Genomic DNA, 20,370 nt, shown 5'->3' on the forward strand with positions numbered 1-20,370 from the left:
GAACTTCAACAGCGAATCGCATAGGGGCGTAACCACAGAGGGAGTGCAGACTGCCTATCTCCGCGTCCAGGTTTTAGCACTATACAACGTATCCGAATTGTTGCTCGGAAGTTACTTTGGGCTGAACCTTAATCCGATAAAGCCTGTCTTAACCTTGGGCATCTCTCGATGTCGTCAGATCAGTAACCTGTGTTTGTATAGGAGCCTCGCCAAACGAGATACTGCATATAAACTACCGGCGCAGTATAGGCGTTGTTTTATCCGGCGGGAAGAAAAGATTGCCCGTCGTTTATGGAGTATTTAGGATATTTTTATTAAACGCGAATCTATAAAAACGGCTGATATAAATCAGCCGTTTTTTTATTTATCAGTGCGCGAGAATGTAGACGTTTTTATCGTATAGGGCGCCCTGTCGGGTGAAGTCGATCCCCTTGACGTAGGGTTTGATGAGCGTGGCGTTGGCTTCGTAGTACACCGGCGCGACCGGCGTATCGACGGCCAGCACCGCCTCGGCCTGCTGGAAATACTGCTGCACCTGCTGCGGTGTCGGCGCCGCCGTCGCCTGATGCAGAATGCGATCGTATTCCGGGTTACGGTATTTGGGGCTGTTCTCGCTGCTGTCGGCGCGGAACACATTCAGGAAGGTAGAAGGATCGTCGTAATCCGCCAGCCAGCGGGTAAAGGCTACGCTGTACTGGCCGCGGTTGATATTATCCAGCGTCACTTTGCGCTCCTGGCTTTGCAAGCCGGCCTCCACCCCGAGGTTCTTTTTCCACATGGCGGCGGCGGCGATGACGATCTTCTTGATGGTGGCGTCATTGCTGTACAACACGGTAAAGCGCAGCGGATTCTCGGCGTTGAAACCGGCCTCCGCCAACAACTGTTTCGCCTGGGCGTGGCGTTGTTCCGGCGTCAAACCGGCCGCGGCGCCGGCCTGCAGGCGATAGCCGCCCGCCCCCGTTGGGGTAAAGGTCCAGGCCGGCTGCTGGCCGTATCCCAGCACCTTGCCGGCGATGATCTCTTTGTCCAGCGCCAGGTTCAGCGCCTGGCGCACCCGCACGTCGTTAAACGGCGTCTGGCGGTTGTTGAAGGCGAAATAGCTGGTGGAGAGCAGCGGATAGGTCACCAGCTGTTGATCCCCGAGCGTTTTTTTCAGCTGCTGATACAGTTCCGGCGGCGTGGTATAGCCCAACTCCACCTCGCCGGCGCGGAAACGCGCCACCTCCGGGAACCCCTGGATCGGCAGGAAGGTCACCTTGTTGAGCACGGTGTTGGCGTTATCCCAATACAGCGGATTGCGTTCCACCACCACTTTTTCGTTCACCACCCACTCGCTGAGACGAAACGCGCCGTTGCCGACAAAATGCGCCGGTTGAGTCCAGTTTTTGCCGTATTGCTCAACCACCTTGCGGTTGACCGGCAGAACCGGAAAATGCACCAGTTGTTTGAGCAGGTAGGCGTTGGGCTCAGACAGCGTCACCTGCAAGGTGTTCGCGTCCAGCGCTTTAACGCCCAGCTCGCTCGGCGGTTTGCTGCCGGCGTTGATCGCCGCCGCATTCAGCACATAGGCCGAGGCCAGATAGCTGCCGTACGGCGACGCGGTTTTCGGATCGGTGAGGCGCCGCCAGCTATAAACGAAATCGTCGGCGGTCACCGGATCGCCGTTCGACCATTTGGCCTGCGGCCGCAGATGGAAAATCCAGACGTTGCCCTGGTGCTCCCATTTCTGCGCCAGCGCCGGGATCGCTTCGCCGTCTTTCCCGACGCGCAGCAAACCTTCGAACAAATCGTTGAAGATGTAGAACTCCACATTGCTCTCGGCCAGGTTCGGATCCAGCGTCGCCGGTTCATACCCGTTGGCGCGCACCAATTCCTGTACCGGCGCCAGTTTAGCGCCCGCCGGTACGTCGGCAGCCTGAGCTGCCGTCGCGTTAAAAGCCAGGAGGATTAAACCAGCCAGTTTCTTGCCATTGAATGAATATTTCACGTCGATATCCCTGATGAGTGTTTTATCGCGTTCAATATGCAATGTGGCAGTGGAATAAATTAAATCATTAATCGCTATGAGTCATAACCAAAAGCGGTGTTGAATTTCTTTCATTATCAAAGGAATATCCCTCACCGCGCTTCCCGCTTTCAACACAATGCGCGTTGCCGTCCCCTACTTGATGTTCACGGTCGTGATACCAAACAGCGGCAGGCCTTTAACCGGTTCTGGGCCGGGCTCCCCCCACACCATTAATGATTTACCGCTCGCTTGCGCCTGGATCGCCAGATTCACCAGCAATTTCGGATAGGGTTCATTAGCCGCTACCGATAACGGAAATACGTTTTCGTATACTCCTCCATCGATCGCCATCTCCACATGCACGCAATCATTAGCTACATCGATAACCACGATCGGATTGGTATAAAACGGTCCATTAGACATAGACACCTCTCTCACTATTTTTTGGTGAATATAATTCTTAATTCGCGTTGGCGGCCCGTGTTATTAATGCCTGTGCGAAACGCTGAAGAACGACATGAAAAGACTGAAGAAAAAGATCGCCAGTGGATAACAAGTCGTCAATATTGAAACAGGTTAATAACCATTACAGATTCGACAAAGAACTGATATAAGTCAAATGCAAACCCGCGTTTACCCGTTACCTCAATGAATATATTAAGAATATTCACAAAAAAAGATAACTACAGTTTAACTTCATAAAAATCAATTAATTAAAAAACACCCTCACTTACCCTATATTAATTAATCGGTTACGAAAAAGGTTAAAATCAAAATAATGGACATGCCAAATAAGTTGCTTTTCAATGTAAAAATAACAGTAGGAAACCCACTTGATATCTCCGTGACACCTAACTACCTTTAAATGGCTTCGAGACTAACACGAGGCCGCCGTTGGTTATCAAACCAATAACTGGCGAATGATTTAATAAGAAATAATTACCAGAAGACAAATCCAAATATATAAACGCGTGCCGAAAGGATAGGATGTAACGGTTTGGTTGCCATACCGTTCTTCTGCCGACGGCAATAACTATTTCCATTCAGATGCAATTACCTGTCTGGTGGCTAACCGGATTCAGCGTGATATGCATTTCAGACTAACTCAGCAAAAATCATAGGGGTTTACATATGCCTTCACTGCAAGATATTACGCCTGAACAGGCTAACGCATTGAATAAACAATCACGTGACGCTTATAACGCGGAAGTGCAGAGCCGTCAGGCGCTGCTCAACCAACATCCGCAATTGAAACCGGCGTTCAACCAGCAAGTGCATCCGCAATCCTTGTGTGGATGCGGGTGCCAACAAAATATCTGCGGCTACTTCAGCTTCCAGGGCTGTGGCTGTGGGTGTGGCTGCGCGCCACATGCGGAGACCGTGCAAATTTCCGCGCAGCCTGCCAATATTGGTCCCAATGCCCCATCAAACGGTACATCGGTGCGTTTTGTCGGCCAGGCCACCGGCACTGGCTCAGACGGTAACATCAACATCCCGACGATTTATTTGCAAGGCACCGTACCCGATGCCGAAAATCTGATCGGCGTTCCGTTAACCCTACAATTGGCCATCAACCCCGGTTCGATCGTCCTGACGCTGCTGGAGAATGGCCGGGTGCTGGCCTCTTTGGTTCATCCGCCGCAGTGGGCGAGCAGCATCAACGGGCAGTTCTTCGGCGTTGGCAACGGTGAGTTTGTGCTGGCGTGACAAGAAGCAAGCCTGACGGGCGGCTGCCTGCGATGGCAGGTGGCCGCTCACTGTGAGGTAACGCGCCCCAATTCTATTCAGACAATCAAAACAGATTATTCCAGCCGAAACTTAACTTATCCTTAGGGCAATTCATTTTGTGAGCGATCGTCAAAAATAATTTAATACGAATCGTTTTCACTATCATTATGGATGTTCTTGGCTAAAATCGGGCTGCTTGCGCTTGCCAGGCGATATTCGTTTTCCTCATTCGAACGCTAAAAAGGATAACTGCATGAAGCTGCGTATTTCATCCCTCGGCCCCGTGGCCCTGCTCGCCTCCTCGATGATGCTGGCCTTCGGCGCTCAGGCGGCCCCCGCCGACCAGGGCATCGTTATTTACAACGCCCAGCACGAAAATCTGGTGAAATCCTGGGTCGACGGTTTTACCAAAGACACCGGCATCAAAGTCACGCTGCGCAACGGCGGCGACAGCGAACTGGGCAATCAGCTGGTGCAGGAAGGCAGCGCCTCGCCTGCCGACGTGTTCCTGACGGAAAACTCCCCGGCGATGGTGTTGGTGGATAACGCCAAGCTGTTCGCCCCGCTCGACGCCGCCACGCTGGCCCAGGTAGAGCCACAATATCGCCCAAGCCACGGCCGCTGGATCGGCATCGCCGCCCGCTCTACCGTATTCGTCTATAACCCGGCCAAACTGACCGACGCGCAGTTGCCGAAGTCGCTGCTGGATTTGGCCAAGCCGGAATGGAAAGGCCGCTGGGCCGCTTCGCCATCGGGCGCCGATTTCCAGGCGATCGTCAGCGCGCTGCTGGCGCTGAAAGGCGAGAAAGCAACGCTGGACTGGCTGAAAGCGATGAAAACCAACTTTACTGCCTATAAAGGCAACAGCACGGTGATGAAAGCGGTCAATGCCGGCCAGATCGACAGCGGCGTGATCTATCATTACTACCCGTTCGTCGACGGCGCTAAAACCGGCGAGAACAGCAAAAACATCAAGCTATATTACTTCAAACATCAGGATCCGGGCGCATTCGTCAGCATCTCCGGCGGCGGCGTGCTGGCTTCCAGCAAGCATCAGCAGCAGGCGCAGGCGTTCATCAAGTGGATCACCGGCAAACAGGGCCAGGAGATCCTGCGCACCAACAACGCCTTCGAATACGCCGTCGGCGTCGGTGCGGCCTCCAACCCGAAACTGGTGCCGCTGAAAGAGCTGGACGCGCCGAAGGTAGACGCCGCGCAGTTGAACAGTAAGAAAGTTGTCGAACTGATGACCGAGGCCGGCCTGCTGTAAGGCCCGCCGGCAAACCGAGAGTTTTTGATCGTTATGTCAAACCTGAGTACCCACGCCGCGCAGACCGCGCGGCGTTATTCCGCTATCCCTCGTCACCCGCGGCCGGGGCCGATCGTGGTGGCCTGCGCCGTGTTGCTGTCGTTGCTGGCGCTGCTGCCGCTGGGATTCGTTATCGGCGTGGCGTTTGAAACCGGCTGGCAAACGGTCAAAGCTCTGGTTTTCCGCCCGCGCGTGGCAGAGCTGCTGTTGAATACCCTGCTGTTGGTAGTGCTGACGCTGCCGATCTGCGCCGTGCTGGGGGTGGCCCTGGCCTGGTTGACCGAACGCACCACGCTGCCGGGCCGCCGTCTCTGGGCGGTATTGGCGACCGCGCCGCTGGCGGTGCCGGCCTTTGTGCAAAGCTATGCCTGGATCAGTCTGGTGCCGTCGATGCACGGCCTGGGCGCCGGCGTTTTCATCTCGGTGCTCGCCTATTTTCCGTTTATCTACCTGCCGGCCGCCGCGGTCTTGCGCCGTCTGGATCCCGGTATCGAAGACGTCGCCACCTCGCTCGGCTCCCGGCCGCCGGCGGTGTTTTTCCGCGTGGTGTTGCCGCAGCTGAAGCTGGCGGTCTGGGGCGGTTCGCTGCTGATCGCGCTGCACCTGATGGCGGAGTACGGCCTGTACGCCATGATCCGTTTCGATACCTTCACCACCGCCATCTTCGATCAGTTCCAGTCAACCTTCAACGGCCCGGCGGCCAACATGCTGGCCGGCGTATTGGTGCTGTGCTGCCTGGGGCTGCTGTTGCTTGAGGCGATAAGCCGCGGCCGCGCGCGCTATGCCCGCGTCGGTTCCGGCAGCGCCCGCAGCCAAACGCCGCGTCGCCTCTCAGCGCCGCTCGCCGCGCTGGCGCTGCTGCTGCCTATCGCGCTGACCGCGCTGGCGCTGGGCGTGCCTTTCATCACCCTGGTCCGCTGGCTATGGCTGGGCGGCCTCGACGTATGGCGCAACGCCGATCTGTGGCCCGCGCTGTGGCAAACGCTGTCGCTGTCCGCCTCTGGCGCGCTGCTGATTACGCTGTGCGCCATTCCGATGGCCTGGCTGTCGGTGCGCTATCCGGCCCGCCTGTACCGGGTGCTGGAAGGCTGCAACTACGTGACCAGTTCGCTGCCCGGCATCGTGGTGGCGCTGGCGCTGGTGACCATCACCATTCACAGCTTCCGGCCGATTTACCAAACCGAGATCACCCTGCTGCTGGCGTATCTGCTGATGTTTATGCCGCGAGCGTTGATCAACCTGCGCGCCGGCATCGCGCAGGCGCCGGTGGAATTGGAAAACGTGGCGCGCAGCCTGGGCAAGTCGCCGGCGCAGGCGCTGTGGAGCACCACGTTGCGGCTGGCGGCACCGGGCGCCGCCGCAGGCGCCGCGCTGGTGTTCCTGGCGATCGCCAATGAATTGACCGCCACGCTGCTGCTGGCGCCGAACGGCACCCGCACGCTGGCCACCGGTTTCTGGGCGCTGACCAGCGAGATAGACTATGTCGCCGCCGCGCCTTATGCGCTGATTATGGTGGCGCTGTCGCTGCCGCTCACCTGGCTTCTTTACTCTCAATCTAAACGTACGGCGGGACTATGAGCACGCTCGAACTGCACGGTATCGGAAAATCTTACAATGCCATCAGGGTGCTGGAACACATCGACCTGCAGGTTGCCGCCGGCAGCCGCACGGCGATCGTCGGCCCTTCCGGCTCCGGCAAAACCACCCTGCTGCGCATCATCGCCGGTTTTGAAATCCCCGACGGCGGACAAATTCTGCTGCAGGGGCAAGCGATGGGCAACGGCGGCGGCTGGGTGCCGGCGCACCTGCGCGGCATCGGCTTCGTCCCGCAGGATGGCGCGCTGTTCCCGCACTTTACCGTCGCCGGCAACATCGGTTTTGGCCTCAAAGGCAGCAAGCGCGAGAAACAGCGTCGCATCGAGGCGCTGATGGAGATGGTGGCGCTGGATCGTCGCCTGGCCGCCCTGTGGCCGCACGAGCTGTCCGGCGGACAGCAACAGCGGGTCGCATTGGCGCGAGCCTTGTCGCAGCAACCGCGGCTGATGTTGCTGGACGAACCGTTCTCGGCGCTGGATACCGGCCTGCGCGCCGCCACCCGCAAAGCGGTCGCCGAACTGCTGACGGAGGCCAAAGTCGCGTCGATCCTGGTCACCCACGATCAGAGCGAGGCGCTGTCGTTCGCCGATCAGGTGGCGGTCATGCGCAACGGTCGGCTGGCGCAGGTGGGCGCGCCGCAGGATCTTTATCTGCGCCCGGTCGATGAACCGACCGCCAGTTTCCTTGGCGAAACGCTGGTGCTGACCGCCGAGCTGGCGCACGGCTGGGCCGACTGCGCATTGGGGCGCATCGCCGTCGACGATCGCCAACGCAGCGGCTCGGCGCGCATCATGCTGCGTCCGGAGCAGATTCAAATCGGTTTGTCCGATCCGGCGCAGCGCGGCCAGGCGGTGATCACCGGCATCGATTTCGCCGGCTTCGTCTCCACCCTCAATCTGCAAATGGCCGCCGACGGCGCGCAGCTCGAAATCAAAACCGTCAGCCGCGAAGGCCTGCGGCCCGGGGCGCAGGTCAGTCTCAACGTGATGGGGCAAGCGCATATTTTCACCGGCTGAGAGTGTGGGGAGCGACCCTTGACGTTCCCCTCGCCACCGCGCATTATCAATGGCATGTATCGCATAGCGCACGCCCTCACCACCACCACCGCAACCGCCACGCAATGGCGGGCTGCACGGGTGCGCAACAGCTAACGACGTATCCCCAAGCCCCGCCAGCCATGGCCGGGGTTTTTTATTTCTCCGTGCCCGCCGGCAATTTCATTACGGAGAAGACCTATGCCAACTATCCCCGCACCGCGCAGCGCCCTGCTGGTTATCGACATGCAAGTCGGCCTGTTCGCCTCGCCGGACCATCCCCCGTTCGCCGCCGAAACCCTTCTGGCGAAGACCCATGCGTTGATACGCGCCGCACGCGTGGCGAATGCGCTCGTGGTGTTTATTCGCCACTCCGGCCCGGCAGGTTCACCTATCGCCGCAAACAGTCCACTGTGGCAAGTTCACCCCGATCTCGACACCGATGCGCAAGCCGACTGGTTCATCGATAAAACCCATCCCAGCTGTTTTTACCGGACTGGCCTGGCGGAGTGGCTTAAGCAAGCCGGCATCGGTCGGTTGGTGATTTCGGGAATGAAAACGCAATACTGCGTAGACACCGCGTGTCGGCGCGGCGCGGAGTTGGGATTTGACCTGGTGTTGGCCGCCGATGCCCATAGCTGTTCGGACACGGCGGCGCTCGGCGCCGACGCCATTATCCGTCACCATAACCAGACCCTGTCGGGGCCGTTCGTGACGCTGGCGCTGGCGGAAGAGGTGAAATTCTAAAACACGCGCGACTTGGCTGCCAGGCCGGGCCAACGCCCGGCCTCCTCAGCGGCAAACCTTGTCGCGGCGCGGCTTTTTCGGCGCCAGCAGATACTCCACCACGCTTTCGTCGACGCAGCTGTCGATGCCGTTCAGCGCCAACGTATGTCCGTCGCGTTCGCGGGTGATCAGCGGGCTTTTAAAGGCCGAGGCCATCACCTGGGCATTGCGGTACGGCGTAGTTGGATCGTAGCGCTGGGCGACGAACAGCAGCGGCGGCAGCGCGGCGGACGCCACCGGCATGTGCGGCCGATCTTTGCCGCGGTACGGCCACAGGTCGCACATTTCCAGCGGATACTCGTGCAGCGGCAGATAGTGGGCATATAAAGCGGCGGTATTGATCTCCTGCCGCTGCCTGCGCAACAGCTGCGGATCGGCCGTTGGGTTGGCGACGTCGGCGCAGGTGATGACGTTCAGGGCATCATCGGCATCCGGAGAATAGCTTTCGTCGATCAGATCGGAAACCTGTTGCCCGGCGATGCCGGCATCGAGCTGACGCAGTACGGTGGCCAGTTCATGCCAGCGCTCCGGCCACAACAGCAGCGAACGCGTCACCGTCAGCACATCGTCGGCGGAGATCTCATAGCCCGCCGCAGTGACGAACGGCTGCTCATGCAGCTTGCGCAGCAAAGCATGATAACGCTGAAGCGCCTGATTGGCACCGCCGCCAAGCTGGCAGCTGTCGGTTTTTCCGCAATAGGCGGCGAAACGCAGGAAACTTTGCTGGAAGCCTCGCTCCTGATTCATGCGCTGGGTGAAATCGTCCTCCGCCAGATCCACCACCCCGTCCAGCACCAGCGCGCGCGTTTTCTTCGGAAAACGTTCGGCATACAGCGCCGCCACCTTGGTGCCGTAAGAGTACGCCACCGCCGTCAGCCCCGGTTCGCCCAGCGCATGGCGGATCGCGTTCAGATCGTTGACCGCCTCGTCGGTGCCGATGTGTTGCAGCACGTCCGCGCCGGTCTGTTTGATGCAGGCGGCGATCAGGGTGCGCGTCTGGTTCTCCGCGCCGGCCACGTCGTTGTCGTCCGGTTCAGGGAGTTCGTCACCTTCGGCCACCTGGCAGGAAATTTTTGGCGTCGATTGACCGACGCCGCGCGGATCGTAACCGATGATGTCGTAGGATTTACGCAGTTTGGCGACGTGGGCGTCGTTGCCGAGATAAGGATTGATCCCCGGCAGGCCCGGCCCGCCGCTGATCACCACGACGCTGCCCTTTTTCGGCCCGGTGGCGGGCAGCAGGGTCAGCGCCAGACGCACGGTCGGTTCCCCCGCCTGCGCCGAATGGGCGGGAGGCGTAGCGTAAACCAACGGCACGTCGAGGTAGCCGCAGCGCAGCCCCGCCTGCGGCGCTTCATCGAACCAACGCTGAAAGCCGCTGTTGAGACAAGATTGCCAACGAACGCCGTTCTCGGGCGCCGCGCCGTGAGCCGCAGGTTTGGCCTGGGCGGGCAACGCGGCGGCGGTCGCGGCGAGCAGCGCCAGAATACGCAGTACTGACATGGGGAGTCCTTTCAACTCAACGAATCGGTCAAAGGGTAACGATACTCGGTTAAACCGCTAGCCAATAGAACATAAAAAAATGCGCGGGTGAAGCCGACGTCGTGCGTATGGAAAGACTTTTCTTTGCTCGGATTGATCTTATAACGCACAGAATGCTGCAAAAAACGCCGTTCACCTGCTAGGCTTAGAGTTCGTTAACCCACAAGGAACAGGAGAGCAGCATGTTTGGTAAAGCGGAAGACAAAGCCAATGAAGCCGCAGGCGCGGTAGAAGAAGCGTTCGGTAAAGCCGTCGATTCGCCGGAGCATCAGGTGCGCGGCGCGGCGCGCAAGTACGCCTCCCAGGCCAGCTATGCCGCCCGTGACGCAGCGGACAGCGTAAGAACGCAGGTGGAAGCCAACCCGCTGGCCGGCGTGGCCGTTGCGGCGGCAGTCGGCATCGTTTTCGGCTTCCTGCTGGGACGCAAATAAGCGGCGAATGCGCCCTACGACAATAGGCCCGTTACGGGCCTTTTTTTCGCCCTTTTCTGCGCCGGCGCCGTTGTGCGTGCAAACTTTCATCTATCACAACCATCGCTTAAAAAAACCAACGCCTTCAACTACGATTAGTTTGTGACCAGAGCAAGGCTCTGCGATCCGGCGGATAACCCTATGAGGATTATCATCATTATCCATGCTGTTTAAGCCGCTCTCCTTCACGCGGCTAAGAAAGGTTGATTATGGCTCGCACCACCCCTATCGAACGTTACCGCAATATCGGCATCTCCGCGCATATCGATGCCGGCAAGACCACCACCACCGAGCGGATTCTGTTTTACACCGGGGTCAGCCACAAGCTGGGCGAAGTGCATGACGGCGCGGCGACCATGGACTGGATGGCGCAGGAACAAGAGCGCGGCATCACCATCACCTCGGCGGCCACCACCTGCTTCTGGAACGGCATGCAGCATAATTATCCGCAGCACCGCATCAATATCATCGACACCCCCGGGCACGTCGATTTCACCATTGAAGTGGAGCGCTCAATGCGCGTGCTGGACGGCGCCGTCATGGTCTATGACTCGGTGGGCGGCGTCCAGCCGCAGTCGGAAACCGTCTGGCGCCAAGCCAACAAGTACAAAGTGCCGCGGCTGGCGTTCGTCAACAAGATGGACCGCATCGGCGCGGACTTTTTCCGCGTGCGCAAAATGATGATCGAGCGCCTCAAAGCCAACCCGGTGCCGATCGTTATTCCTATCGGCGCCGAAGACCGCTTCAGCGGCGTGGTGGATCTGGTGCGGATGAAAGCCATTCTGTGGGACGAAGCCTCGCAGGGCATGAACTTCAGTTTCGAAGAGATCCCGGCCGACCTGCGCGAATCGGCGCAGGAGTGGCGTGAAAACATGATTGAAGCGGCCGCCGAAGCGTCGGAAGAACTGATGGAGAAATACCTCAATCAGGTGCCGCTGAGCGAAGAGGAGATCGTTCACGGGCTGCGGGTGCGCACCGTCGCCGGCGAAATCCAACCGATGCTGTGCGGATCGGCGTTCCGCAACAAAGGCGTGCAGCGCATGCTGGACGCGGTGATCGAGCTGATGCCCTCGCCGCTCGACGTGCCGCCGATGGAGGGCCACGGCGAACACGATGAAATCATCACTCGCAAAGCCGACGACAACGAAAAATTCTCGGCGCTGGCGTTTAAGCTGATGACCGACCCGTTCGTCGGCCAACTCACCTTCGTGCGCGTCTATTCCGGGGTGCTGGCCAAAGGCAGCAGCGTTTATAACCCAATCAAGGGCAAAAAGGAGCGTATCGGCCGCATCGTGCAGATGCACGCCAACGATCGTAAGGACATCGACGAACTGCACGCCGGCGACATTGCCGCCTGCGTCGGCCTGAAGGACGTCACCACCGGCGATACGCTGTGCGATCCCGGCGCCATCATTACGCTGGAGCGCATGACCTTCCCCGAACCGGTGATCGCCCAGGCGATCGAGCCGAAGACCAAGGGCGACCAGGAGAAAATGGGCATCGCGCTGCAGCGGCTCTCTTCGGAAGATCCGTCGTTCCGCGTGCGCACCGATGAAGAATCCGGCCAAACCATTATCTACGGCATGGGCGAGCTGCACCTGGAGATTATCGTCGATCGCATGCGCCGCGAGTTCGGGGTGGAGACCACCACCGGCAAACCGCAGGTGTCTTACCGCGAAACCATCCGCAAACGGGTGGCCGACGTGGAAGGCAAGTTCGTGCGCCAATCCGGCGGTAAAGGGCAATACGGCCACGTGGTGCTGACCGTCGAGCCGAACGAACCCGGCAAAGGCTTCGAGTTCTTCGATGAGATCAAGGGCGGCGTCATTCCCGGCGAGTTTATCCCGGCGGTGAAAAAAGGCGTGCTCGAGGCGCTGAATAACGGCGTGCTGGCCGGTTATCAGGTGGTGGACGTCAAGGTGCACCTGACCTTCGGTTCTTACCATGACGTCGACTCGTCGGAACAGGCGTTCCGCATGGCGGCGATCTTCGGCTTCAAGGACGCCTGCCGCCTGGCGGATCCGGTGATCCTCGAGCCGATCATGTCGGTGGAAGTAGAAACGCCGGAGGATTATGCCGGCAACGTGATGGGCGATCTCTCCTCACGCCGCGGTCTGGTGCAGGGTATGGAAGATATCCCGGGCGGCGGCGGCAAGGAAATTCGCGCCAAGGTGCCGCTGTCCGAGATGTTCGGCTACTCGACCACCCTGCGTTCGATGTCGCAGGGCCGCGCCACCTACACCATGGAATTCAGCCACTACGCCGAAGCGCCGCGCAACGTGGCCGAAGAGATCATTCACCACAGCAAGCGTTAACCCTCACGCCCGCCGCCACGGCGGGCGTCACCTCGGCTTGTCCTCCAGCGCCACCACCACTGGCTGCGGTTTGATGCGCATGGCGTACACCACGCCGGCGATCAGACAGACGATGCCCGCCAGCGTCAGCAGCGGCGGCCAGGCCTGGCGCAACAGAAAGGTATACGCCAACCCCGCCAGAATTTCGAACACGATGAGCGGCCCCACCAACACCGTCGGCAGCCGCTGGCTGGCTTCGTTCCAGCACAGCGCCCCCAGCCAGGAGCAGAACACGCCGATGATCAGCATCAGAGGGATAAACACCTCAGGGCGCGGGCCGAACGGCAAGGCGAACGCCGGCTCGCTCAGCGCCAACTGACCGCAGACCGCCAGATAGCCTAGCAGCGCCAGCGGCAGCGTCACCAGCCCTTGGGCCGTGGCCCAGGTGGCCGGACGCTGCGTCGGATTCTCCCGCAGCCAGCGTGAATTGCGCAGCGGGAACCAGGTCCAGCACGCCACCGCCAACACGGCCAGCCCAAGACCGCTGAGATAGCGCCAGCCGTCGATCGGCACCGCATTGCCGCGCAGCTCGGCGACGTTCACACACGCCAATCCACAGACGATCAACAGCAGTGCGGGCGCCAGTTTGCCCCAGGCCAGGCGCCCGTCGTGCCGGCCGTAAAACAGATTGGCGCAAATGGCGATCACGACCGGCAAGGTGCCAATGATCATGGTCGACACCGGCGCACCGGTGCGCTGAATGGCGCTGGCCAGGCACAGGTAGTACAGCAGATTGCCGATAGCCGTCAGCTTGAGCGCTTCCCACCAATCCTGGCGCTGCAGCTTACGCAGGCGGCGACGATCGAACCACGCCAGCGGCAAGGCGATCAGCCCGAAGGCCAGATAGCGCCCGGTGGACTGCAGCGCGGCGGGATAGTCCGGTACCAGCAACGGACCGACGAAAATCAATCCCCACATCAGCCCGGCGGCCAGGGCAAACACAACGCCAATGAACATAACAACTCCGACAAACGGCCGGTGCGGCCAACCCGCCCGACAAGACAGCGGCAGAGTAACGAAAACGCGGGGAGGAATTATTGTAGCAGGTTGCTGTTTTAGCCCAATTTCACCTGTTTCTGGAAACGCACTGGCGTGACGCCGTAACGGTTGGCGAAGGCGCGCGTCAGGTGCGCCTGATCGGTCAGCCCCGCCGCCGCCGCCACCTGTGCGGCGGGCATGCCGCGCTCCAGCATGCGTTTGGCCTGCGACAGCCGGATCGCCATCAGCATCTGCTGCGGCGAGACGTGATATTCGGCCTTGAACTTGCGCAGGAAATGGTACGGGCTGAGCGACACCAGCTCGGCCAGTTGGTTGAGCGTTATAGCCTCGGCGAAGTTATCGTGCAGGTAGCTTTTCACCACCTCGAAACGGTGCGCCGACTCGGCTTTCTCCCGGCGCCCTGTGCGGATGTGCGGTTGCAGCAACGCCACCGCTTCCAACAGCAGGCCGTCGAGCGTAAGCGGATCGTCGGTTTGCCACAGCGCGGCGAGAATGGCGGACAGGCGCTGCGCCGCCCGCGGATCGTGGCGCACCGCATCGGTAAACCACTGGCTCCGATCGCCGGACAGCTGCTCCAGCGCCTCGGGCGCCAGATAGAGCATGCGATAACACCAGCCGCCCGGCGTTTCAGCTTCGCCGGTATGCAGCTCGTCAGGATTCATCAGCACCAGCGCGCCCGGCGCCGCCAGGTGCTGTGCCCCGCGATAGCGGAAGCGCTCCGCCCCGGTGTCCACGGTGCCGATGGCGAAGGCGTCGTGGGTATGCGGCTCGAAGGCATAGCGTTCGATATGCGCCTGATAGAGTTCGACGCCGGGCAGATGCGACAAATGCCGGAACTGCGCGCAGTCCTTCTCGAACGGAAACTGTTGTGGAACCCCTTGCACCCGACCTCCTCATCCGTGCTGACAATCTGCTCAGCATAGCCAAAACATCGCCGGTTGAGTAGCCGCCCTGGTCCTTTCGTGCCCCTCGCCTGGACGATCGGCGCCATTCGGCGTAGGGTTAAGGTCCCTGTCCCTTTCAGACGGGCCGCATCGCGAAGCTCATCGGCCCCTGACACTCCGCAAACAAGAGGCAACAATGTATCCGGATACTCAACTGTATATCGATGGACAATGGCGCAGCGCGCTGGCCGGAAAAACCCTGCCGGTCTCCAACCCCGCTACCGACGAGATCATCGGTCAAGTGGCGCACGCCGCCGCAGAGGATCTCGATCTGGCGCTGGCCGCCACCGAACGCGGGTTTAACGTTTGGCGAAACACCGCCGCACACCAGCGCGCCAACCTGATGCGCAAAGCCGCTGCGCTGCTGCGCGAACGCGCCGACGCCGTCGCCGCCATCATGACGCAGGAACAGGGTAAGCCAGTGGCGCAGGCCAAAATCGAAATTCTCAACGCCGCCGACGTGATCGAGTGGTTCGCCGGCGAAGCCACCCGCACCTACGGGCAGATTATTCCGTCCCGCGCTCGCGACGTGCAGCAGCAAACCCTGAAACTGCCGGTCGGCCCGGTGGCCGCCTTCACGCCGTGGAACTTCCCGATCAACCAGATCGTGCGCAAGCTGTCCGCCGCGCTGGCGGCGGGTTGTTCAATCATCGTCAAAGGCCCGGAAGAAACGCCGGCCTCACCGGCTGAGCTGATCAAAGCCTTCGCCGACGCCGGCATTCCGGCCGGGGTGATCGCGCTGGTGTACGGCACCCCGGCGGAAATCTCGGAATACCTGATCCCGCATCCGACCATTCGCAAGATCTCCTTCACCGGCTCCACCCGCGTGGGCAAACATCTGGCTGCGCTGGCCGGCCAGCATATGAAAAAGGCCACCATGGAGCTGGGCGGCCACGCGCCGGTGCTGATCTTCGACGACGCCGATCTCGACGCGGCGGCCAAAGAGCTGGCGCAATCCAAGTTCCGCAACGCCGGCCAGGTCTGTATCGCCCCGACCCGCTTCCTGATCCAGCAAGGCGTTTATGAAGCCTTCGTGGAGAAATTCACCGCCGCGGTGCGTGAACTCAAGCTCGGCAACGGGCTAGAAGACGGCGTGACGATGGGGCCGATGGTGCTGGGCCGCAGCGTCGACAATATCGAGGCGCTGGTGCAAGACGCTATCGCCCACGGGGCGAAGGCCAGCACCGGCGGCAAACGCGTGGCGGGCAAAGGCAACTTCTTCGAGCCGACGGTGCTGCGTGACGTGCCGCTGAGCGCGCGCGCCATGTCGGAAGAGCCGTTTGGCCCGGTCGCCCTGCTACGCCCGTTCGCCACCTACGACGAGGCGATCGCCGAAGCCAATCGCCTGCCGTACGGGCTGGCCGCCTACGCTTACAGCCGCAACATCGCCACCGTCAATGCGCTGGGGCGCGACGTGGAGAGCGGCATGCTGAGCATCAACCACATCGGTTTCGGCCTGCCGGAAACGCCGTTTGGCGGCGTGAAGGACTCCGGCCACGGCACCGAAGGCGGCAGCGAAGCGATCGAGTCCTACCTGGAAACGCGTTTTGTCACCGTCGCCGGCCGTTAATCGCACGTCGGATGAATAGCCAGAAGCCCCGCAATGCGGGTAATCCTGGTTAGTTAGCGTTTTTCTGAACGTATTTGTGCAGTTTTCGGTCGATAAAGGTGAGATGCGCCATGAAGCTCATACGCTTCGACCGAGCCAGGGGCCGAAGGCGCGGCCCCTGGCAACCCGCGCCTTTGCCCTATCAGACGGTTGGCTTTGCCAACTTCCCTCTCTCCGCCATACCGCATTGAGGCCGGTTGCGACAGGCGTCCCTGCCTGTCTCACCTGAAACCGCCGTCCATGGCGGTTTCTCCTAATGCGCTATGCCTGCGTTCGGCGTCTTCAAGGGCGCCCAACACCCTGCTTATCTCACTATTTTCATTGCCTTTCATAACACAACATCAAACGAATGGGATAAGAATGGTTCATCGCGTCTTAGCGTGAACTTTTTACTCGCGAGCCAGCTCGAACAGGCGCCGCGCCGCCGGGGCCAGCCCCAACATGTGAATGCAGGCATGCACCATGCCCGGCAACCGTTCACAGCGTACCGCCACACCCGCCTCACGCAGCCGCTGCGCATACAGTTCGGCCTCATCGCGCAGCGGATCATATTCGCAGCTCAGGATAGTGGCCGGCGGTAACCCGCGTAGCGTGGCGGCATGCAGCGGCTCGGCGCTCGGATCGCGTCGCTGGGCCAGGTACTGCTGCCAACAAAACACCATCGCGTCGCGCGTCAAAAAATGCCCCTCGGCGAATTCGCGATAGCTCTTCGTCGCCATTTCGCGGCTGAGCGCCGGGTACAGCAGCAGTTGACGTTCAATGTGCGGGCCGCCGCGATCCCGCGCCAACAGCGCGACCGCCGCCGCCAGATTGCCTCCGGCGCTGTCACCACCCACCGCCAGACGGTCAGCGTCAATCCCTAACTGCGGCGCCTGTTGCGCCGCCCAACAGAGCGCCTGATAGACATCTTCCAGCGGCTGTGGAAAAGGAAACTCCGGCGCCAGTCGATAATCGACCGACAGGATCACCCGATCAGTGGCGTTAGCCAGCGCCTGACAGGGCTGGTCATACAGCGACAGCGAACCGAGGCACCAGCCGCCGCCGTGGGCGAACAGCATCGCCGGTTGTGCGGTAGCGCGCCTTTCCCCCGCCGGTAGATAGGCGCGCAGCGCAATCCGGTGCCCATCGGTGGCGACCAGCGTAAAATCCCTGACGCCGCCGCTCGGTTCCGCCTCGCCCTGCAGCCGGCGTAAACCGGTTTCCGTGGCCGCGCGCATTTCCGCCAGCGACGCGGGGGGCGACGCATCGGCCGACGCCGTCAAAAAGGCGACGATGCGTTCATCGAGCGGCATGGGGTTCTCCTGCCAGGAACGGCGTAATCAGGGCAATAAATTCCTCATGACACTCCTCGGTAATGAAATGCCCGCAGCCGGCGACCGTTTCGCCCCGCAGATCGTGCGCATTGCCCCGCAGCGTCGTCAGCGGCGCGTCGCCGGTGGCGTGCTCCGCCCCTACCGTCAACACCGGCATCATCAGGGGCGTGGCGGCGCGCAGCCGGTTCTGCCGCACGGTCTCCGGGATTGCCCGGTAATAGTCGAATCCGGCGCGCAGGCCGCCCGGCGCCGAATAGGCGGTGATATACACCTGCGCCGCCACCCGATCGCGCCGATAGGACCAACGGTTAAAGATATAGCCAAGATACTCCCGCTCGCGCCCTTGGGTCAGGGTCTCCGGCAAATCAGCCAGTTGGTTGAACATGAAGTGCCACAGGAAGATGTTCTCCTCCGGCGCGACGAAGATCGGCGGCGGCGGCGCCAGCCCGGGTATCACCGCCTCCGTCAGCACCAGACGTTCCACCGCCTGCGGGAAATCGCTCGCCATGGCGTAACCGATCCACATGCCGATATCGTGGCCGACCAGTTGGTAACGTTGATGGCCCAGCTGCGCCATCATCGCGTGCAACGCCGCACCGATGCTGCCGGTGTCGTAGCCGCCGGCGGGCTTGTCAGAGTCGCCGATGCCCGGCGGATCGACGGCGATCGCCTGAAAACCGGCCGCCGCCAAGGCGCGCATCACATAACGCCAGGTGTACCAGGTTTGCGGCCAGCCGGGGATCAGCAGCACCGGCCGCCCTTCGCCGGCCACCACGCAGTGAAGGCGCCGGCCGTTGACCTGGGTATAGACGTGTTCCGCCGCGAGATCCTGCAACAGGATCTCGTTTTGAGTGTGTTTCATGGGGTTAACTCCCTGTGGGGTCAGGCTCAGCGAATGCCGAGCAAGGCATTGATCTGCTGAGGATTGACCGGCGCACCGGCGAAGTCATCAAACACTTTGTCGGTGACACGGATAATGCGATCGCGAATGAAGGCCGCGCCTTCGCGAGCGCCGTCCTGCGGATTTTTCAGGCAGCATTCCCACTCCAGCGTCGCCCAGCCCGGATAGCCATACTGCGTCAAACGGGAGAAAATGCCGTTGAAATCGACCTGGCCGTCGCCCAGCGAGCGGAAACGGCCGGCGCGATCGATCCAGGACTGATAACCGCCGTATATGCCCTGACGACCGGTCGGATTGAACTCGGCGTCCTTAACGTGGAACATGCCGATAACGTCCTTATAGATATCGATAAACTCCAGATAGTTAAGCTGCTGCAGCACCATGTGGCTCGGATCGAACAACACCCGGCAACGCGGATGGTTGCCGACGCGCTGCAGAAACATCTCAAACGTCACGCCGTCGTGCAGATCCTCACTCGGGTGAATTTCATAACACAGATTGATGCCCTGCTCCTCGCAGGCGTCGAGCACCGGCAGCCAGCGTTTGGCGAGCTCGTTGAACGCGGTGTCGATCAATCCTTCAGGGCGCTGCGGGAACGGGAACAGATAGGGCCAGGCCAGCGAACCGGAAAAGGTGCCCAGTTCGCTGAGCCCGAGCCGCGCCGACGCCTTCACCGCCAACAGCATTTGCTGCAGCGCCCACTCGCCGCGGGCCTTGGGATCGCCCTGCAGCGCCGGCGGCGCAAAGCTGTCGCACAGCGCATCGTAAGCCGGGTGCACCGCCATCAGCTGGCCGAAGATATGGCTGGTCAGTTCGCTGACCACCAACCCCTGCTCCGCCAACATGCCGGTCAAATCGTCGCAGTAGGTTTGGCTTTCCGCAGCGGTGGCCACGTCGAATAAACGCCGATCCCAGGCCGGGATCTGCAAGGCGGTAAAACCGGTCCGCGCCGCCCACTCGGCAATGGCGGGCAAGCTGTTGAACGGCGCCGCGTCATCGCTGAATTGCGCGAGATGCAGGCTTGGACCTTTGAGGGTTTTCATCGTAAACTCCTATTGGTTGTCGATTGACAAACAATAGGAGCAAAGCGCGGCGACCGCAAGCGAAATTTATAAAGGCATTGGTATTCCCGCCGATTTAAGCGATCCTATGTCGCTGAATGGCAGGTAAATTGGAGCAGCGAATGGCAGGCAGACCGCGCGAGTTCGATCGCGAACAGGCGCTATTGAGGGCGCGAAACTTATTCTGGCGGCAAGGTTACGAAGGCACTTCGATGTCGGATCTGGTGGCGGAGTTGGGCATCGCTTCCGCACGCATCTACAAAGCGTTCGGCTCCAAAGAGCAGCTGTTCCGCGAGGCGATCGCCTGTTATGAAACCGCCGAAGGGGGCTTCGCCGATCGCGCCTTCGCGACGGAAAGCGGCATTCGCCCGGCGCTCAAACGCCTGCTGGAAGACGCCGTGCGGCTCTATAGCCGGCCCGATCTGCCGCAAGGCTGCATGGTGGTCTCCTCCGCCGCCAGCGTCAGTGCGGAGAACGACGGGCTCAAAACCTGGCTGGCTGAGCATCGGCTGCAGCGCACGCAGCAGATCGTCGAACGGCTGCGGCAGGCGGTGCAAACCGGCGAATTGCCGGCCGACACCGATGCCGACAGCCTGGGTGACTATTTCGCCGTCTTCCTGCACGGCCTGTCGATTCAGGCGCGTGACGGCGTCACCGAGGCGCGGTTATTGGCGGCGGTAAACGTGGCGCTGACGGCGTTGGGCGACCGCGCCTAA

17 protein-coding genes and 1 riboswitch are annotated in these 20,370 nt (G+C 60.8%); of the genes, 9 read left to right on the plus strand and 8 right to left on the minus strand.

The window, feature by feature from the left end; genetic code table 11:
• Positions 1-51 precede the first annotated feature (51 nt).
• A riboswitch (M-box (ykoK) riboswitch) is annotated at positions 52-225 on the minus strand.
• Between the two features lie 142 nt (positions 226-367).
• Positions 368-1,987: an ABC transporter substrate-binding protein gene (locus CPH57_RS08985; protein WP_096242834.1), complete on the minus strand. Its 1,620-nt coding sequence runs from the start codon at positions 1,985-1,987 to the stop codon at positions 368-370.
• Between the two features lie 174 nt (positions 1,988-2,161).
• Entirely contained in the window at positions 2,162-2,431 is a 270-nt protein-coding gene (locus CPH57_RS08990; RefSeq protein WP_096242276.1) for a hypothetical protein, read from the minus strand.
• Positions 2,432-3,139: 708 nt separating this feature from the next.
• Here CPH57_RS08990 and CPH57_RS08995 point away from each other — a divergent pair.
• From CPH57_RS08995 to CPH57_RS09015, 5 genes are all read left to right on the plus strand, one after another.
• Complete coding sequence (locus CPH57_RS08995) at positions 3,140-3,715, plus strand: hypothetical protein (RefSeq protein ID WP_033643163.1); 576 nt, start codon at positions 3,140-3,142, stop codon at positions 3,713-3,715.
• 274 nt (positions 3,716-3,989) lie between these two features.
• Positions 3,990-5,006, plus strand: coding sequence for an iron ABC transporter substrate-binding protein (locus CPH57_RS09000; RefSeq protein WP_060660681.1), 1,017 nt, complete (start codon positions 3,990-3,992; stop codon positions 5,004-5,006).
• Between the two features lie 33 nt (positions 5,007-5,039).
• Positions 5,040-6,623, plus strand: a complete 1,584-nt coding sequence (locus tag CPH57_RS09005; RefSeq protein ID WP_060660680.1) for an iron ABC transporter permease — start codon at positions 5,040-5,042, stop codon at positions 6,621-6,623.
• Positions 6,620-7,657: an ABC transporter ATP-binding protein gene (locus CPH57_RS09010; RefSeq protein ID WP_047575113.1), complete on the plus strand. Its 1,038-nt coding sequence runs from the start codon at positions 6,620-6,622 to the stop codon at positions 7,655-7,657. The genes CPH57_RS09005 and CPH57_RS09010 overlap by 4 nt, the downstream gene beginning before the upstream one ends.
• 219 nt (positions 7,658-7,876) lie before the next feature.
• A complete protein-coding gene (locus CPH57_RS09015; RefSeq protein WP_096242277.1) occupies positions 7,877-8,422 on the plus strand; it encodes a cysteine hydrolase family protein in 546 nt (181 codons plus the stop codon).
• 45 nt (positions 8,423-8,467) lie between these two features.
• Here CPH57_RS09015 and CPH57_RS09020 read toward each other — a convergent pair whose 3' ends face one another.
• Entirely contained in the window at positions 8,468-9,964 is a 1,497-nt protein-coding gene (locus CPH57_RS09020) for an alpha/beta hydrolase (RefSeq protein ID WP_033643169.1), read from the minus strand.
• A gap of 221 nt (positions 9,965-10,185) precedes the next feature.
• On the opposite strand from CPH57_RS09020, the gene CPH57_RS09025 reads away from it, so the two are divergent.
• The gene (locus CPH57_RS09025; protein ID WP_004938127.1) at positions 10,186-10,434 is read left to right on the plus strand and encodes a DUF883 family protein; all 249 of its coding nucleotides are present in this window, start codon (positions 10,186-10,188) and stop codon (positions 10,432-10,434) included.
• A 248-nt stretch (positions 10,435-10,682) separates the two neighbouring features.
• Positions 10,683-12,788, plus strand: a complete 2,106-nt coding sequence (fusA, locus tag CPH57_RS09030; RefSeq protein WP_033643170.1) for an elongation factor G — start codon at positions 10,683-10,685, stop codon at positions 12,786-12,788.
• 27 nt (positions 12,789-12,815) lie between these two features.
• Here fusA and CPH57_RS09035 read toward each other — a convergent pair whose 3' ends face one another.
• The gene (locus CPH57_RS09035) at positions 12,816-13,784 is read right to left on the minus strand and encodes a DMT family transporter (protein WP_096242278.1); all 969 of its coding nucleotides are present in this window, start codon (positions 13,782-13,784) and stop codon (positions 12,816-12,818) included.
• 98 nt (positions 13,785-13,882) lie between these two features.
• Positions 13,883-14,710, minus strand: a complete 828-nt coding sequence (locus CPH57_RS09040) for an AraC family transcriptional regulator (protein WP_096242279.1) — start codon at positions 14,708-14,710, stop codon at positions 13,883-13,885.
• Positions 14,711-14,906: 196 nt separating this feature from the next.
• Here CPH57_RS09040 and CPH57_RS09045 point away from each other — a divergent pair, with 196 nt between their 5' ends.
• Positions 14,907-16,340, plus strand: coding sequence for an NAD-dependent succinate-semialdehyde dehydrogenase (locus tag CPH57_RS09045; RefSeq protein WP_033643173.1), 1,434 nt, complete (start codon positions 14,907-14,909; stop codon positions 16,338-16,340).
• Positions 16,341-16,768: 428 nt separating this feature from the next.
• Here the strand turns inward: CPH57_RS09045 and CPH57_RS09050 are convergent, their stop codons facing one another.
• Genes CPH57_RS09050 through CPH57_RS09060 form a run of 3 tightly spaced genes read right to left on the minus strand, consistent with a single transcriptional unit; the run spans position 16,769 to position 19,636 of the window.
• Positions 16,769-17,671 (minus strand): alpha/beta hydrolase, encoded by a 903-nt coding sequence (locus tag CPH57_RS09050; RefSeq protein ID WP_096242280.1) that lies wholly within the window; start codon positions 17,669-17,671, stop codon positions 16,769-16,771.
• Entirely contained in the window at positions 17,658-18,554 is an 897-nt protein-coding gene (locus tag CPH57_RS09055; RefSeq protein ID WP_096242281.1) for an alpha/beta fold hydrolase, read from the minus strand. The genes CPH57_RS09050 and CPH57_RS09055 overlap by 14 nt, the downstream gene beginning before the upstream one ends.
• A 26-nt stretch (positions 18,555-18,580) precedes the next feature.
• Positions 18,581-19,636, minus strand: coding sequence for a sugar phosphate isomerase/epimerase (locus CPH57_RS09060; RefSeq protein ID WP_033643176.1), 1,056 nt, complete (start codon positions 19,634-19,636; stop codon positions 18,581-18,583).
• 140 nt (positions 19,637-19,776) lie between these two features.
• Here CPH57_RS09060 and CPH57_RS09065 point away from each other — a divergent pair, with 140 nt between their 5' ends.
• Positions 19,777-20,370, plus strand: a complete 594-nt coding sequence (locus tag CPH57_RS09065; protein ID WP_096242282.1) for a TetR/AcrR family transcriptional regulator — start codon at positions 19,777-19,779, stop codon at positions 20,368-20,370.

The sequence above is a fragment of the Serratia sp. JKS000199 genome, assembly GCF_900215455.1.
GTDB classification, from domain to species: Bacteria; Pseudomonadota; Gammaproteobacteria; order Enterobacterales; family Enterobacteriaceae; genus Serratia; species Serratia ureilytica.

What these genes read in the sequence shown, in the direction of transcription:
- CPH57_RS08990 (WP_096242276.1), bottom strand. Translation starts at nt 2,431, where the DNA reads ATGTCTAATGGACCGTTTTATACCAATCCGATCGTGGTTATCGATGTA.
- CPH57_RS08995 (WP_033643163.1), top strand. Translation starts at nt 3,140, where the DNA reads ATGCCTTCACTGCAAGATATTACGCCTGAACAGGCTAACGCATTGAAT.
- CPH57_RS09000 (WP_060660681.1), top strand. Translation starts at nt 3,990, where the DNA reads ATGAAGCTGCGTATTTCATCCCTCGGCCCCGTGGCCCTGCTCGCCTCC.
- CPH57_RS09005 (WP_060660680.1), top strand. Translation starts at nt 5,040, where the DNA reads ATGTCAAACCTGAGTACCCACGCCGCGCAGACCGCGCGGCGTTATTCC.
- CPH57_RS09010 (WP_047575113.1), top strand. Translation starts at nt 6,620, where the DNA reads ATGAGCACGCTCGAACTGCACGGTATCGGAAAATCTTACAATGCCATC.
- CPH57_RS09015 (WP_096242277.1), top strand. Translation starts at nt 7,877, where the DNA reads ATGCCAACTATCCCCGCACCGCGCAGCGCCCTGCTGGTTATCGACATG.
- CPH57_RS09020 (WP_033643169.1), bottom strand. Translation starts at nt 9,964, where the DNA reads ATGTCAGTACTGCGTATTCTGGCGCTGCTCGCCGCGACCGCCGCCGCG.
- CPH57_RS09025 (WP_004938127.1), top strand. Translation starts at nt 10,186, where the DNA reads ATGTTTGGTAAAGCGGAAGACAAAGCCAATGAAGCCGCAGGCGCGGTA.
- fusA (WP_033643170.1), top strand. Translation starts at nt 10,683, where the DNA reads ATGGCTCGCACCACCCCTATCGAACGTTACCGCAATATCGGCATCTCC.
- CPH57_RS09035 (WP_096242278.1), bottom strand. Translation starts at nt 13,784, where the DNA reads ATGTTCATTGGCGTTGTGTTTGCCCTGGCCGCCGGGCTGATGTGGGGA.
- CPH57_RS09045 (WP_033643173.1), top strand. Translation starts at nt 14,907, where the DNA reads ATGTATCCGGATACTCAACTGTATATCGATGGACAATGGCGCAGCGCG.
- CPH57_RS09050 (WP_096242280.1), bottom strand. Translation starts at nt 17,671, where the DNA reads ATGCCGCTCGATGAACGCATCGTCGCCTTTTTGACGGCGTCGGCCGAT.
- CPH57_RS09055 (WP_096242281.1), bottom strand. Translation starts at nt 18,554, where the DNA reads ATGAAACACACTCAAAACGAGATCCTGTTGCAGGATCTCGCGGCGGAA.
- CPH57_RS09060 (WP_033643176.1), bottom strand. Translation starts at nt 19,636, where the DNA reads ATGAAAACCCTCAAAGGTCCAAGCCTGCATCTCGCGCAATTCAGCGAT.
- CPH57_RS09065 (WP_096242282.1), top strand. Translation starts at nt 19,777, where the DNA reads ATGGCAGGCAGACCGCGCGAGTTCGATCGCGAACAGGCGCTATTGAGG.